The sequence below is a fragment of the Streptomyces sp. NRRL WC-3618 genome (assembly GCF_001280005.1).
Lineage (GTDB): Bacteria > Actinomycetota > Actinomycetes > Streptomycetales > Streptomycetaceae > Streptomyces.
In genome coordinates this window covers 97,945-112,224 of the sequence record NZ_LGDW01000467.1, presented here as the reverse complement: position 1 = coordinate 112,224, position 14,280 = coordinate 97,945, and the positions used below count along the sequence as shown (strand labels likewise).

Here is a 14,280-nt window from a genome sequence, read left to right as displayed (position 1 = left end):
CAGCGACTACCTGATCCCGCGCCACCCTTCCGGATCCACCCCACCCGGTACAGACGCCCCCTCGTCGTACGGCTGACGCACGAAAACAAACGACCCGAGGTCCAGGTGGTCCACGGCTCCGTTCGGCCGCCGTACGGCCCGCAGAAGCTCTCCGGCGAAGTAACCGTCGAGGCCCGTCCAGGTGCCGTCACCGTTCGCCCTGAAGCGCGAGCGGCGGCCACTACCGGCCAGGGGCCCCAGTGAGACGCCCCCGTCGACCGACAACCGCAGGGCGTAGGAGGCGGTCCCCCAGTACCACGGGCCCGCCAACTCCAGTACGGACCGGTCGACTTCAGGCAACGGGCGCCACGGCTCGGGAATCCGGGGTTCGGCCTCCGCGACGATCTCCACAAGGTCGCCGGCGACTTCGGACACCAGCGGGCCAGAGGTGCAATTGGCCAGGACCACTGCCGCGAGGTCATCCGCCACACTGATGGTGAGGCTCGCCAGGAAGCCGGGCAGCGACCCCCCGTGTCCCACGAGCAGACGGCCGTCCCGGTACTGGACCTGCATACCGAGGCCGTACGCCGAGCCGGCAGCCACGTCATCCGGTTCGGCCGGAGCAGCCGGCATACGCATCTCCGCCACGGACGCAGCGCTCAGCACCCGGTCGTCCCCCTCGGTGAGGAAAGTGGCGAAGCGCGCCAAGTCTCCTGCGGTGGACCAGAGTTGACCGGCCGCCGCCATTCGTCCGAGGTCCTCGGCCGGCTCCGGCAACAGCACGTCGGCCCACGGATGCACCGCCCAGCCGCCCGCCTGTGGTGCCTGCGGCTGTCCGCTGGTCCGTTCCAGCCCCAGGGGTTCGAGCACCTCACGCCGCAGTACTTCCTCCCACGGAGCACCGCGCAGCTCCTCGACCAGCGCACCGAGGATGCTGTAGCCAGGGTTCGAATAGTGGTGGCGCCGGCCCACGGGATGCAGCAACGGCCGCTCTCCGAGTACGTCGGCCAGCTCGGGCCGCAGTGATCCAGGGGTCCGCTCCCACCACGGCGCGGGCGACTCTGCCGCCAACCCACCGGTGTGCGCGAGCAGTTCGGCGATGGTGGCCTCCCCCGCACCGGTACCCGGCAGGTATTTCTCCAGCGGATCGACGAGATCGAGAAGCCCTTCGTCGCGCAGCCGCATCACGAGTACGGCGGTGAAGGTCTTGGTGATCGACCCGATCCGGTACTGAACGTTCGCATCGGGCGCATGCCCGTCCACCGAGGTTCGCGCCCCCATCCACACCGTTTCACCGCCACGCACCACCGCCGCAACCAACGACGGCGCCCGCCCTTCACGCTGCGCGACAGCGATTCGATGCAGCAACGCTCGCCGCGTGCCGGGAAGAAGCTCGTCCTGAGGTGTTGTCATGAGACAAGTTCATCGGTCGGGCCGCGTTGAGTCGAGCGTGTTTCGGCTCCGGCATGGGCGCCGCCTCACGTCTGGGCCATGTCCACGAACCGCGAGTAGTGGCCCTGGAAGGCGACCGTGATCGTCGCCGTCGGGCCGTTTCGGTGCTTGCCGACGATGATGTCCGCCTCGCCCGCGCGCGGTGACTCCTTCTCGTAGGCGTCCTCGCGGTGCAGCAGAATCACCATGTCCGCGTCCTGCTCGATCGAGCCGGACTCTCGCAGGTCGGAGACCATGGGTTTCTTGTCCGTGCGCTGCTCGGGACCACGGTTCAGCTGCGACAGCGCGATCACCGGCAGCTCCAGCTCCTTGGCCAGGAGCTTCAAGTTTCGCGACATGTCGGAGACTTCCTGCTGGCGGCTCTCGGAGCGCTTGCCTCCGGACTGCATCAGCTGGAGGTAGTCGATGACCACGAGCTTGAGGTCCGCGCGCTGCTTGAGGCGGCGGCACTTGGCGCGGATCTCCATCATCGACAGGTTCGGAGAGTCGTCGATGTACAGCGGAGCTGCCGAGACATCCGGCATGCGGCGGGCGAGCCGGGTCCAGTCCTCGTCGGTCATCGTGCCGGAGCGCATGTGGTGAAGGGCCACGCGGGCCTCGGCGGACAGCAGACGCATGGCGATCTCGTTGCGGCCCATTTCGAGGGAGAAGATCACGCTGGGCATGTTGTGCTTGATGGAGCAGGCACGAGCGAAGTCAAGTGCCAGTGTCGACTTACCCATGGCAGGGCGCGCGGCGATGATGATCATCTGACCGGGGTGCAGACCGTTGGTGAGCTGGTCGAGGTCGGTGAACCCGGTCGGCACACCGGTCATCTCCCCCGAACGGGACCCGATCGCCTCGATCTCGTCTAGCGCACCCTCCATGATGTCGCCGAGCGGCAGATAGTCCTCCGTGGTGCGCTGCTCGGTGACCGCGTAGATCTCGGCCTGGGCGCTGTTGACGATCTCGTCCACATCGCCGTCGGCCGCGTATCCCATCTGGGTGATGCGGGTGCCGGCCTCGACCAGACGCCGCAGGACCGCGCGCTCGTGCACGATCTCCGCGTAGTACTCGGCGTTCGCCGCCGTCGGCACCGTCTGTACCAGCGCGTGCAGATAGGGTCCGCCGCCGACCTTGGTGATCTCGCCCCGTCTGGTGAGTTCGGCCGCCACCGTGATGGGGTCGGCCGGCTCGCCCTTCGCGTAGAGATCGAGGATCGCCCCGTAGATGATCTCGTGCGCGGGCCGGTAGAAGTCATGGCCCTTGAGTACCTCGACGACGTCGGCGATCGCGTCCTTGGACAGCAGCATGCCGCCGAGGACGGACTGCTCGGCGTCGAGGTCCTGCGGCGGCACTCGCTCGAAAGACGTGCCGTCGCTGTCCCACTCGCCGTTCTCTCGACCGCGGTCGTGCTGTTCGTCGCGACCCCGGCCCCCTTCGCGACGCTTTCGGGAGGGGGGCAGACGATCACTGGGACCGCTGTCGGCCCATGGATCGTCCAAGGGCTCGGAAATACTCACCGAGCCACCTCCTCCCGTCCGCCGAGCGGACCTCGCCGTGCCCCTCTTTTCTACGGCACGGCACTGACAAATAAGAGGCCCAACTCCGGTTCTGGAGCGTCCGTTTTGTGACGTTTCCGAGGCCGCAGAACAGAGTGGGCGTCGAACCACCGTAGGCCTGTCGGCACCGTCAGCCAATCTGGTTATCCACAGGCCATGTGGACGACGGCCCGGATGCTGTGGAGAACTCGGCAAAACCTGTGCACGACCCGGTGGACAGCCCTGTGAACAAGCTTTCGCGACTTCCCGTGCACCACCTCTGACCAGTACTTATCCCGTCCACCGGCTGTGCAGAAGAAAAACTTTCCCCATCCGGCCAAGATCTCCACGAGCGGCACGCGGAAGCATGCACGTCAAGGCGGGAAGTAATGGTCACATGCGCATTGCATCTCTTACCTGTGGAAGATTAGATTGGTGCTCATGACACAGGCTCCCGCTGGACTCAGGACGGCCCGGCGCCGGCACGACCGAGAGATCGTCGCGCTGGCCGTTCCCGCCTTCGGGGCGCTCGTCGCCGAGCCCCTCTTCGTCATGGCCGACAGCGCGATCATCGGCCACCTGGGCACAGCTCAACTGGCCGGACTCGGCATCGCCTCCGTCCTGCTGACCACAGCCGTCAGCGTCTTCGTATTCCTCGCGTACGCCACCACGGCCGCCGTCGCCCGACGCGTCGGCGCAGGCGATCTCCAAGCCGCCATCCGCCAAGGTGTGGACGGCATCTGGCTCGCCCTGCTGCTCGGCACCGTGGTCATCGCCGCCATCCTGCCCTCGGCACCCGGACTCGTGGGCCTCTTGGGTGCCTCGGACACCGCGGCCCCGTACGCAGCCACCTATCTGCGGATCTCGGCGCTCGGCATCCCGGCCATGCTCGTCGTCCTCGCCTCCACCGGCGTTCTGCGCGGCCTCCAGGACACCAGAACCCCGCTGTACGTCGCCATTGCGGGCTTCGTCGCCAACGCCGTCCTGAACGTGGCCTTCGTCTACGGAGCTGACCTCGGCATCGCGGGTTCCGCCTGGGGCACCGTCATCGCCCAGTGGGGCATGGCGGCGGCCTATCTCACGGTCGTCGTTCGCGGCGCGCGCCTGCACGGCGCCTCGCTGCGCCCCGATATCGCGGGAGTACGCGCGTCCGCCCAGGCGGGCGCGCCACTTCTCGTGCGTACGCTCTCCCTGCGCGCGATCCTGATGATCGCCACGGCTGTCGCCGCGCAGCTCGGAGACGCGGATGTCGCCGCACACCAGATCATCCTGTCCTTGTGGAGCCTGCTCGCCTTTGCCCTCGACGCGATCGCCATCGCCGGGCAGGCCATCATCGGGCGCTATCTCGGCGCGAACGACATCCGGGGTGCCCGAGAGGCCTGCCGCCGCATGGTCGAGTGGGGCATCGCCACCGGACTCTTGCTCGGCCTGCTGGTGATCGTCAGCCGTCCGCTTTTCCTGCCCCTGTTCACCAGTGACCTCGTGGTCAAGGACACCGCGTTGCCGGCCCTCTTCGTGGTCGCGTTGTCGCAACCGATCTGCGGGATCGTCTTCGTCCTCGATGGCGTACTGATGGGCGCAGGCGACGGCCCCTACCTTGCTTGGGCGATGCTGATCACCCTGGCCACGTTCGCACCGGTGGCCCTGCTGGTGCCGGCCTTCGGCGGCGGCCTCACCGCCCTCTGGGGAGCCATGGCACTCATGATGATCGTCCGCATGCTGACTCTGTGGCTGCGAGCCCGTTCGGGTCGCTGGCTGGTCCCAGGCGCGGTGCGCTGAATGCACTGGGTCCGTGGGCGTTCGCTACTCCCTCAGCTCTCCTCCTGTTTCACGTGAAACATCGACCAGATTTCTGCCGTTTCACGTGAAACCTCGCCCCGCCCCACGCAGAAGGGCCGCACCCCCGAGGATGCGGCCCTCAAACTGCTTCAGCGAGCGCAGCGCTTAGGCGGCGACGACCTCGATGTTGACCTTGGCGGCAACCTCGGGGTGCAGACGCACCGACGTCTCGTGGGCGCCGAGCGTCTTGATCGGCGCACCGAGCTCGATGCGGCGCTTGTCGACGTCGGGGCCACCAGAAGCCTTGATCGCCGTGGCGATGTCGGCCGGAGTGACGGAACCGAAGAGACGACCGGCGTCGCCGGAGCGGACGGCCAGACGGACCTTGACGCCTTCGAGGCGGGCCTTGATGTCGTTGGCCTGCTCGATGGTCTGGATCTCGTGGATCTTGCGAGCGCGACGAATCTGCTCGACGTCCTTCTCGCCACCCTTGGTCCAACGGATCGCAAAGTTCCGCGGGATCAGGTAGTTGCGAGCGTAGCCGTCCTTGACGTCGACGACGTCGCCCGCGGCACCGAGGCCAGAGACCTCGTGGGTGAGGATGATCTTCATTTTTCGGTCACCCTTCCCTTATCGCGCGGTGGAGGTGTAGGGCAGCAGCGCCATCTCACGGCTGTTCTTGACAGCCGTGGCGACGTCACGCTGGTGCTGCGTGCAGTTGCCGGTCACGCGGCGGGCACGGATCTTGCCGCGGTCGGAAATGAACTTCCGCAGCATGTTCGTGTCCTTGTAGTCCACGTACGTGACCTTGTCCTTGCAGAAAGCGCAGACCTTCTTCTTAGGCTTGCGCACAGGCGGCTTCGCCATGGTGTTTCTCCTGTGTGATCAAGAAGTGTGGGTAGGCCCCACCCCTCGGCCCGAGGGCCTAGAAGGGGGGCTCGTCCGAGTAGCCGCCGCCGGAGCCGCCGGAGTTTCCACCCCAGCCGCCCCCACCGCCACCGCCGCCGCCCTGATTGCCACCGGCGGGAGCGCCGGTCGCCCAGGGGTCGTCGGCCGGAGCGCCGCCGCCCTGCGGAGCGCCGCCGGAGTTTCCACCCCAGCTGCCGCCCTGCTGGCCGCCGCCGCCACTGCCGCCGCCGTAACCGCCCTGGCCACCTCGGCCTGCGGTCTTGGTGACCTTGGCCGTGGCGTTCTTCAAGCTGGCGCCGACTTCTTCGACGTCCAGCTCGTAGACCGTGCGCTTGACGCCCTCACGGTCCTCGTAGGACCGCTGCTTCAGTCGGCCCTGCACGATGACGCGCATGCCTCGCTGGAGCGACTCCGCGACGTTCTCCGCCGCCTGACGCCAGACCGAGCAGGTCAGGAACAGGCTCTCGCCGTCCTTCCACTCGTTCGTCTGACGGTCGAAGGTGCGGGGGGTGGACGCGACACGGAACTTCGCGACCGCCGCACCGGAGGGGGTGAAGCGCAGCTCGGGGTCGTCGACAAGATTGCCGACGACCGTGATGACGGTCTCGCCTGCCATGGGGGAACCTCTCGGCGGGTTTGCTGCTGGCTGCTTTTGTTGCTGCTACTCGAAATCCCGGGATCAGCTGAGCGGAAGGCTCAGTGGGTCTCGGGGCGGAGGACCTTGGTCCGGAGGATCGACTCGTTCAGGTTCATCTGGCGGTCGAGCTCCTTGACGACCGCAGGATCGGCCTGCAGGTCGATGACCGAGTAGATGCCCTCGGGCTTCTTCTTGATCTCGTACGAGAGACGACGACGGCCCCAGGTGTCGACCTTCTCGACCTTTCCGTTGCCCTCACGGACGACGGAGAGGAAGTTCTCGATCAGGGGGGCGACAGCGCGCTCCTCCAGATCGGGGTCGAGGATGACCATCACTTCGTAGTGACGCATGTGGAACCCACCTCCTTTGGACTCAGCGGCCACGGTCGTTCCGTGGCAGGAGGGTTGTTATGCGTACGCACGGTATCGGCGGGCACTGACAATCGGAGGTCCCCGAGGGGATTCCAGCCATGGCCTGGGCAGACACCAGTGCAGACGCTACAGACTACCCGCACAGCGGCTTCGGGTTGAAATCAGGCCCCGGTGAGCGTCAATCTGTACACGTCGGGTGTGTATGGCGCTACGATGCGCCGCCTTCCGCAGGAGGTGCCACATGGCACAGGCATTGCGACCCAATACCGCCGGTTCTCTCTTCGCCACCGACGGCAAACCCCATCCGCTCCAGGACCGCCTGCTCGCTGTGACACTGGTGCTCGGACTGACGGCCTTCGTCACGGCGATGTTCCACAGTCTGCATCTGCTCAGCTCCTGGACCGGCCTGGTGGGGATCCTCACCGGCGCGTACGGCCAGTTCGTCTCGGAGACGACCCGCGAACGCTTCGGACTGATCCTGGGCCTCGGAGCCTCAGCAGTCGGCTTCTTCCTCGGCATGGCGCACGGCGGCCTCTTCGGCGGCGTGATCGGCTGACGCGGACAGCCCCCTGGTGCCCCGGCCGGCGCGAGGCCGGGGCACAGGTGGCATACGGCCAGACGAGGCGCTCGCAGGGCGCAGTAGGCTTCGGCGCGAGAGCCGGAGCCCCTGTACCCATGGGGACACACCAGCCCGAGGAGCCCCCCGAATGAGCCTGACCCTGAGGACGATCAGCCGCGAGCAGCATCTGGCATACATCCAGAGCCTGCCGTCGGCGAGCCACATGCAGGTTCCGGCCTGGGCAGACGTCAAGGCGGAGTGGCGATCCGAGAGCCTCGGGTGGTTCGACGAGCGAACGGGCGACATGGTCGGCGCGGGCCTCGTGCTGTACCGCCAGTTGCCCAAGATCAAGCGGTATCTCGCGTATCTGCCCGAGGGTCCGGTCATCAACTGGTTCGCGCCGAATCTCGACGACTGGATCCAGCCGATGCTGGCGCACCTCAAGCAGCAGGGTGCCTTCTCCGTGAAGATGGGCCCGCCGGTGATCATCCGGCGCTGGGAGGCCACGTCCATCAAATCCGGCATCCAGAACCCGGACGTGAAGCGGCTGCGCGACATCGAGGCGGACTTCATCGAGCCGCGCGCCTTCGAGGTCGCCGACAAGCTGCGTCGTATGGGCTGGCAGCAGGGCGAGGACGGCGGGGCCGGCTTCGGCGACGTACAGCCTCGCTACGTCTACCAGGTGCCGCTCGCCAACCGCTCGCTGGAAGAAGTCCTCAAGAACTTCAACCAGTTGTGGCGCCGCAACATCAAGAAGGCCGAGAAGGCCGGGGTCGAGGTCGTCCAGGGCGGCTACCACGACCTGGAGGAGTGGCAGCGACTGTACGAGATCACGGCGGTGCGCGACCACTTCCGGCCCCGCCCGCTGTCGTACTTCCAGCGCATGTGGACGGCCCTCAACACCGAGGACCCCAACCGCATGCGGCTGTACTTCGCCCGCCACAACGGAGTGAACCTTTCGGCCGCGACGATGCTGATCGTCGGCGGGCACGTCTGGTACTCCTACGGCGCCTCGGACAACATCGGACGTGAGGTCCGCCCCTCGAACGCCATGCAGTGGCGGATGCTGCGTGACGCCTATGCGCTGGGCGCCACGGTCTACGACCTGCGCGGTATCTCCGACTCGCTGGACGAGACGGATCATCTCTTCGGCCTCATCCAGTTCAAGGTCGGCACGGGTGGGCAAGCTGCCGAGTACCTCGGTGAGTGGGACTTCCCGCTCAACAAGCTGCTCCACAAGGCGCTCGACATCTACATGTCCCGCCGCTGACGTACCGGATTTTCCGCTCATCCCTCTGAGGCAGCACAGCCACGAGAAAGGTTCCAGGTCCCGGCCATGGCGCTCACGCTCTACGTCGACACCGCGCGCTGGCGTGCGCACCACAAGCACGTGTCCGAGCAGTTCCCCGGGATCGTCCCGGTCTGCAAGGGAAACGGCTACGGCTTCGGGCACGAGCGGCTCGCGGAGGAGGCCACTCGGCTGGGCTCGGACATTCTGGCCGTCGGGACGACGTACGAGGCCGCGCGGACCAAGGACTGGTTCGGCGGTGACCTGCTGGTTCTGACGCCCTTCAGACGGGGCGAGGAGCCCGTCCCGCTGCCCGATCGCGTCATCCGCTCGGTGTCGTCGGTGGACGGGGTGCACGGGCTCGTCGGTGCCCGTGTCGTCATCGAGGTCATGTCCTCCATGAAGCGTCACGGGGTGACCGAGCAGGAACTGCCCCAGCTGCACGCCGCCATAGAGGACGTGCGGCTCGAAGGCTTCGCGATCCACCTGCCGCTGGACCGTACCGATGGTTCGGACGCCGTGGAGGAGGTCATCGGCTGGATGGACCGGCTGCGCGCGGCCCGGCTGCCCCTGCACACCATGTTCGTCAGCCATCTCAAGGCCGAGGACCTCGCGCGGCTTCAGCAGCAGTTCCCGCAGACCCGCTTCCGCGCCCGTATCGGCACGCGGCTGTGGCTGGGGGACCACGAGGCCACGGAGTACCGCGGCGCGGTATTGGACGTCACACGGGTGGCCAAGGGCGACCGCTTCGGCTACCGGCAGCAGAAGGCGGCCTCGGACGGCTACCTGGTGGTCGTGGCGGGTGGTACGTCGCACGGGGTGGGCCTGGAGGCCCCGAAGGCTCTCCACGGCGTCATGCCGCGTGCCAAGGGCGTCGCCCGCGCCGGCCTCGCCACGGTCAACCGGAATCTCGCCCCGTTCGTCTGGGCCGGCAAGCAGCGCTGGTTCGCCGAGCCGCCGCACATGCAGGTGTCGATCCTCTTCGTTCCCGCGGACGCCCCGGAGCCGAAGGTCGGCGAGGAGTTGGTGGCCCATCTGCGGCACACCACCACGCAGTTCGACCGGATCGTCGATCGCTGATCACGTAGCTGAGGTTGCGAAAGGCCGTACACGGGCTCCGTGTACGGCCTTTCGCATGACTCCTCACGCCGCGTTCGCTCAGAGCGAACGCCCGTCATCCTCGTGTGCCCGTCGGCTGCCCCACTCCACCGGCGGTCCGTCGAAGGGAGCGGCGTGCTGCGGGGGACGGGCCGCGGGGCCGAGTACGAATGCGTCTGGCGCACCGTCGAGCACACCCCCGGACGGGTCGTCGTCACCGGCCCGGCGCACCACGTCCTGCTCCGGCATGAGGATGTCCCGGACGACCACGGCACACAGGTACAGCGTGCCCACCAGGTGGGCGGCGATGGCGAATTGGTATCCCTCGGTGGGAAGGCCCTTGTGGGCGTCGCCACTGGTCGTGTAGGCGAGGTACATCCAGATCCCCAGGAAGTACGCGACTTCGCACGCCTGCCAGATCAGGAAGTCCCGCCATTTCGGGCGGGCCAGAACGGCGAGGGGAACCAGCCACAGGACGTACTGGGGTGAGTAGACCTTGTTGGTGACGATGAAGGCCGCGACGATCAGGAAGGCGAGCTGGGCGAAGCGCGGACGGCGCGGGGCGGTCAGCGTGAGTGCCGCGATGCCCGCGGCCAGGGCCAGCATCAGGAGCGTCGCGAAGGTGTTGACGGTGTCGGTGGTGAGCGGGTTGTCCGAGCGCTGGGCGAGGATCAGCCAGAAGGAGCCGAAGTCGACGCCCCGTTCCTGGCTGAAGGTGTAGAACTTCGACCAGCCGTCGAAGGCGAAGACCATCACCGGCAGGTTCACGGCGACCCAGGCGACGACGGCGCCTCCCAGTGCCATGCCGAACGGCCGCCATTTGCCCGCGCGCCAGCACAGCACGAACAGCGGGCCCAGCAACAGGAAGGGATAGAGCTTGGCGGCCGTGGCGAGCCCCAGCAGGACACCGAAGGCGAGAGTCCGCCCCCGGGACCACATCAGCATCGCCGCAGCTGTGAGAGCGACTGCCAGCAGATCCCAGTTGATGGTGGCGGTGAGGACGAAAGCGGGCGCCAGAGCGACCAGCAGGCCGTCCCAGGGACGCCGAGCGTGGGTACGCGACACGCATACGACGATGATCGCCGCGCACACCATCAGCATCCCGGCGTTGACGAACCAGTACCACTGCTCCTGGTGCTGGATGGTGCCGCTGCCGGGTGTGAGCCAGGCAGCCACCTCCATGAACACGCCGGTCAGCACCGGGTACTCGAGGTACTCCATGTCGCCGGAGATCTTGTCGAAGTACGGCACGAGTCCGTCGGCGAATCCGCGCCCCTGATAAAGGTGCGGAATGTCGGAGTAGCAGGCGTGCGTGTACTGCGTGCTGGCCCCGAAGAACCAGCCGCCGTTGTAGCAGGGCGCCTTCTGGACCAGGCCGAGGGCGAACATGCCGATCGCCACGAGCGCGACCACTCGTACCGGAGTCCACCAGGACGTCCCCAGCAGGGCACGTCGTCCGATGGGGCCGCCAATCAACTCACTGCCGGCCACGGCGATCTCGTCGTCCCTGGTCGGCCGTACCGGATCCGGCTCGCGCACGCTCGCTTGCGTCGTCTCTGCACTGGGCATGGGCCTCATCCTGCCGTACGCGCCGGGGATACGACGGGGGCCGCCGCACCTGGTCGGTGCGACGGCCCCATGTTTCACGTGAAACAGCGTGAATCGGATCGGTGTTTCACGTGAAACACACGCACCCGGCGCTGCTTCGGCCCAGCGATCGGTCAGCCGAAGATGCCTCCGTTGTCGGTACCAGGACCACCATCGCCACCGCCGTTGCCGTTCGCGTTGCCGTTGCTTTGCCCGTCGCTCTCTGTGGGACTTGGGCTGGATGTCACTCCGCCGTCGGTAGTGCCTGCGTCCGCGCCCCCCGTCGCGGTTCCGCCGGGGCCTTGGCAGTTGACGTTGAAGGGGCCGCAGGTATCACTCGGGGAGGGCGAGGGAGAGGGCTCGACCTCGGTCTCGGTGGGTGTCGGGCTCGGCGTCGGCGTCGCTTCCTCGCTCTCGGTGACAGAGGGGGTCGGACTCGGCAGCGGGTCCTCGTCGACCACCTCGCCGAAGGGCTCGGGAGTGGGGAAGGCCTCCGCCGGCTCGCCCTGGAGCGCCTGTTCCATGTAGTCGTGCCAGATCTCCGCCGGGAACGAGGCCCCGTGGATCTTCTCCTGACCGCCTGTGCCGTACATCTCCAGGAACTCGCGGTTCTTGTTGGTCTCGTCGTCGTCCATCCGGAACATGCTGATCGCGGTGGACAGCTGCGGGGTGTATCCGACGAACCAGGCCGACTTGTTGCCGTCGGTGGTACCGGTCTTTCCAGCCACGTCACGGCCGGTCAGCTGGGCCGCCGTACCCGTTCCCTTGTCGACCACGGTCTTGAGGACGTCGGTGACGTTGTCGGCGACTTGGGCGGTGAACATCCGCTTGGGCTTGGCGATCCGTGCGTGATCGAAGGTCGTGCCGGTCTTGTCGGTGACCTTCTCGACCGAATACGGGGTGTTCTGCTTGCCGCTGGCCGCGAAGGTCGCGTAGGCGCCGGCCATACGGATCGCGCTCGGGCTGGAAGTACCGATCGAGAACGACGGGAAGTCGGCGCTCGCCAGGCTGCTGTCGAGGATGCCCGCGTCGGTGGCGGACTCCCTGACCTTGTCCAGACCGACGTCCATGCCGAGCTGGACGTAGGCGGAGTTGGAGGAAACCCGCATCGCCTCACGCAGATCGATCCGGAAGCTGGGCGCGTTGTACGACTCGTCGCCGTCGTTGCGCTGCAGCCACTCCTTGTCGTCCTTGTCCTTCCAGACAGTGTTGTCGTAGTTCTTGATCTTCAGCTTGTTCTTGCCGCTGTAGATGCTTTCCGGGGAGACCTGGGTCCGCTCGTCCTGTGCCTGTTCCGGGCCCAGATCGGGGTTCCGTACGCCCCACTTCATCGCGGCGGCGAGTACGAAGGTCTTGAACGTCGATCCCACCTGGGCGCCCGTGGTGTCGGCGTTGTTCGTGAAGTGCTTGGTCGCGTCCTCACCGCCGTAGATGGCCTTGATCGCCCCGGTCGTCGGGTCCACGGAAGCGCCACCGAACTGGACGAACTTGTCGGTCTTCGGACGCTCGTCGGGCTTGATGTTCGCCCTCTCGACGTCCTTGACCGACTTCTCCAGCGCTGCGACCTTCTTCTTGTCGAAGGTCGTGTAGATCGAGTAGCCGCCCTGCTGAAGTGCGTCGGCGGTGATCCCGGTCTTGTCGGTGTTGTTGATGAGGTAGCCCTTGGCCAGGTCGACGAGGTAGCCGATCTGGCCGCTCAGCGCGGTGTTGGAACGCGGGTTCTGGATCTTCGGGAAGGCCGTGATCGTGTCGCGTTCGGCCTGGGTCATACGCCGGTCCTTGACCTCCTCGTCGAGGATCCACCTCCACCGCTCCACAGCCCGCTTGGTGTTCTTTTGCGGGGTGGCGTTGGCGGGGTCGACAGCCACGTTGCCGGCCGGGTCGTAGTACGTGGCGCCCTTCAGTACGGCGGCCAGGAACGCGCACTCGCTGGGGTTCAGGTCCTTGGCGTCCTTGTTGAAGTACGCGCGGGCGGCCGCCTGCATGCCGTAGGAGTCACGGCCGTAGTAGGCGGTGTTCAGGTAGCCGGCCATGATCTCCTTCTTGTCGACGTTGGTGCCGACCTTGATGGAGATGAACAGCTCCTTGAACTTCCGCGTGAGCGTCTGCGACTGGTCGCCCAGCCGGGCGTTCTTCACGTACTGCTGGGTGATCGTCGAACCACCCTGCGTCTGACCGCCCTTGGCCATGTTGAACAGGGCCCGGGCGATGCCCATCGGGTCCACACCGCTGTCGGTCTCGAAGGTCTTGTTCTCGGCCGACATCACGGCGTACCGCATCGACGGAGGAATCTGCTCGTAGCCGATGATCTGACGGTTCGTCTCACCACCGGTCGCCACCATCTGGCTGCCGTCGGCCCAGTAGTAGACGTTGTTCTGAGCATTGGCGGCCTTCGCGACGTCCGGCACGCCCACCAGGGCGTAGCCGATGCCGGCCACCGCCACCAGGCTGCCGACGAAGCCGATGAACAGTCCCGTCACCTGCCGCCACGACGGCATCCAGCGAGCCGCTCCGTACTTGCCCGCGCGCGGATAGTCGATGAAGCGCTCCTTGGGCGGGGGGCCGGCCGCGCGGCCTCTGCCGCGCCCGGGCCCGTTCGGGCCGTTGGGGCCGCCGCGGCGTCCACTGCCCGCGCCCTCGGCCACTCTGCGACGTCCGCCAGTACCTCTCTGGGCGGCGCGTCGGGCATCGGCCCGGCCTCCGGACTGGCGCTCTTCATCCTCTGCTCCGTAGGGACCCGACCCATAGGAACCCGATCCATAGGAGTCGGAAGGAGACTCGGTTGCGCCTCGCGGTGCCGCGCGGCGGCCGGAGGACGAGCCGGACTGGCCGCGTCGGCCCTCGGCACGTCCGCCTCCCTGCGGCTGCGGCGGTTTGCGACGGTGCTCGCTCATCGAACGATTACTCCTTGGGCAGGCGCACCCGTGCGCGCCTGGAAACGGCGGCTGGTTTCCGGTCCCCCCAAAGTACGGATGCGGCTGTGTTCGCATTCACCCGCACCGCACCAAGCACGACGACGTCCCCAAACGTCACTCGGTTCCCGGTGGACTGCATGGCCCACAGACTACGCACCGTCAAAACCTGTCTAGTCCCGAAGTTCA

At 67.0% G+C, this 14,280-nt stretch carries 12 protein-coding genes; 4 read left to right on the top strand and 8 right to left on the bottom strand.

What is annotated here, in order from left to right; genetic code table 11:
- Nucleotides 1–6: 6 nt before the first annotated feature.
- Both ADL01_RS34685 and dnaB read right to left on the bottom strand, forming a co-directional pair.
- Nucleotides 7–1,392 (bottom strand): serine hydrolase domain-containing protein, encoded by a 1,386-nt coding sequence (locus ADL01_RS34685; RefSeq protein WP_053746023.1) that lies wholly within the window; start codon nucleotides 1,390–1,392, stop codon nucleotides 7–9.
- Nucleotides 1,393–1,457: 65 nt separating this feature from the next.
- Nucleotides 1,458–2,933, bottom strand: a complete 1,476-nt coding sequence (dnaB, locus tag ADL01_RS34680; RefSeq protein WP_078960927.1) for a replicative DNA helicase — start codon at nucleotides 2,931–2,933, stop codon at nucleotides 1,458–1,460.
- Between the two features lie 459 nt (nucleotides 2,934–3,392).
- Here dnaB and ADL01_RS34675 point away from each other — a divergent pair, with 459 nt between their 5' ends.
- On the top strand, nucleotides 3,393–4,730 hold the full coding sequence (locus ADL01_RS34675; protein ID WP_053746078.1) for an MATE family efflux transporter: 1,338 nt from the start codon (nucleotides 3,393–3,395) through the stop codon (nucleotides 4,728–4,730).
- Between the two features lie 165 nt (nucleotides 4,731–4,895).
- Here ADL01_RS34675 and rplI read toward each other — a convergent pair whose 3' ends face one another.
- The 4 genes from rplI to rpsF all read right to left on the bottom strand — a co-directional run bounded on the left by rplI (nucleotide 4,896) and on the right by rpsF (nucleotide 6,626).
- A complete protein-coding gene (rplI, locus tag ADL01_RS34670; RefSeq protein ID WP_053746021.1) occupies nucleotides 4,896–5,342 on the bottom strand; it encodes a 50S ribosomal protein L9 in 447 nt (148 codons plus the stop codon).
- An 18-nt stretch (nucleotides 5,343–5,360) separates the two neighbouring features.
- Nucleotides 5,361–5,597, bottom strand: a complete 237-nt coding sequence (gene rpsR / locus ADL01_RS34665) for a 30S ribosomal protein S18 (RefSeq protein WP_003949403.1) — start codon at nucleotides 5,595–5,597, stop codon at nucleotides 5,361–5,363.
- Between the two features lie 58 nt (nucleotides 5,598–5,655).
- Nucleotides 5,656–6,255: a single-stranded DNA-binding protein gene (locus ADL01_RS34660; protein ID WP_053746020.1), complete on the bottom strand. Its 600-nt coding sequence runs from the start codon at nucleotides 6,253–6,255 to the stop codon at nucleotides 5,656–5,658.
- 80 nt (nucleotides 6,256–6,335) lie between these two features.
- Complete coding sequence (rpsF, locus tag ADL01_RS34655) at nucleotides 6,336–6,626, bottom strand: 30S ribosomal protein S6 (protein ID WP_053746019.1); 291 nt, start codon at nucleotides 6,624–6,626, stop codon at nucleotides 6,336–6,338.
- Nucleotides 6,627–6,888: 262 nt separating this feature from the next.
- On the opposite strand from rpsF, the gene ADL01_RS34650 reads away from it, so the two are divergent.
- The 3 genes from ADL01_RS34650 (at nucleotide 6,889) to ADL01_RS34640 (ending at nucleotide 9,574) form a co-directional block, all read left to right on the top strand.
- Nucleotides 6,889–7,203 (top strand): hypothetical protein, encoded by a 315-nt coding sequence (locus tag ADL01_RS34650; RefSeq protein WP_053746018.1) that lies wholly within the window; start codon nucleotides 6,889–6,891, stop codon nucleotides 7,201–7,203.
- Nucleotides 7,204–7,354: 151 nt separating this feature from the next.
- The gene (femX, locus tag ADL01_RS34645; protein ID WP_053746017.1) at nucleotides 7,355–8,476 is read left to right on the top strand and encodes a peptidoglycan bridge formation glycyltransferase FemX; all 1,122 of its coding nucleotides are present in this window, start codon (nucleotides 7,355–7,357) and stop codon (nucleotides 8,474–8,476) included.
- 66 nt (nucleotides 8,477–8,542) lie between these two features.
- Nucleotides 8,543–9,574 (top strand): alanine racemase, encoded by a 1,032-nt coding sequence (locus ADL01_RS34640; RefSeq protein WP_053746016.1) that lies wholly within the window; start codon nucleotides 8,543–8,545, stop codon nucleotides 9,572–9,574.
- 78 nt (nucleotides 9,575–9,652) lie between these two features.
- Here ADL01_RS34640 and ADL01_RS34635 read toward each other — a convergent pair whose 3' ends face one another.
- Nucleotides 9,653–11,161: a glycosyltransferase family 87 protein gene (locus ADL01_RS34635; RefSeq protein WP_053746015.1), complete on the bottom strand. Its 1,509-nt coding sequence runs from the start codon at nucleotides 11,159–11,161 to the stop codon at nucleotides 9,653–9,655.
- A 152-nt stretch (nucleotides 11,162–11,313) separates the two neighbouring features.
- Complete coding sequence (locus ADL01_RS34630) at nucleotides 11,314–14,073, bottom strand: transglycosylase domain-containing protein (protein ID WP_078960924.1); 2,760 nt, start codon at nucleotides 14,071–14,073, stop codon at nucleotides 11,314–11,316.
- Nucleotides 14,074–14,280: the final 207 nt, after the last annotated feature.

Excerpts from the sequence above, each read along its gene's own strand:
- ADL01_RS34685 (WP_053746023.1), bottom strand. The coding sequence starts at position 1,392 with ATGACAACACCTCAGGACGAGCTTCTTCCCGGCACGCGGCGAGCGTTG.
- ADL01_RS34675 (WP_053746078.1), top strand. The coding sequence starts at position 3,393 with ATGACACAGGCTCCCGCTGGACTCAGGACGGCCCGGCGCCGGCACGAC.
- rplI (WP_053746021.1), bottom strand. The coding sequence starts at position 5,342 with ATGAAGATCATCCTCACCCACGAGGTCTCTGGCCTCGGTGCCGCGGGC.
- rpsR (WP_003949403.1), bottom strand. The coding sequence starts at position 5,597 with ATGGCGAAGCCGCCTGTGCGCAAGCCTAAGAAGAAGGTCTGCGCTTTC.
- ADL01_RS34660 (WP_053746020.1), bottom strand. The coding sequence starts at position 6,255 with ATGGCAGGCGAGACCGTCATCACGGTCGTCGGCAATCTTGTCGACGAC.
- rpsF (WP_053746019.1), bottom strand. The coding sequence starts at position 6,626 with ATGCGTCACTACGAAGTGATGGTCATCCTCGACCCCGATCTGGAGGAG.
- ADL01_RS34650 (WP_053746018.1), top strand. The coding sequence starts at position 6,889 with ATGGCACAGGCATTGCGACCCAATACCGCCGGTTCTCTCTTCGCCACC.
- femX (WP_053746017.1), top strand. The coding sequence starts at position 7,355 with ATGAGCCTGACCCTGAGGACGATCAGCCGCGAGCAGCATCTGGCATAC.
- ADL01_RS34640 (WP_053746016.1), top strand. The coding sequence starts at position 8,543 with ATGGCGCTCACGCTCTACGTCGACACCGCGCGCTGGCGTGCGCACCAC.
- ADL01_RS34635 (WP_053746015.1), bottom strand. The coding sequence starts at position 11,161 with ATGCCCAGTGCAGAGACGACGCAAGCGAGCGTGCGCGAGCCGGATCCG.
- ADL01_RS34630 (WP_078960924.1), bottom strand. The coding sequence starts at position 14,073 with ATGAGCGAGCACCGTCGCAAACCGCCGCAGCCGCAGGGAGGCGGACGT.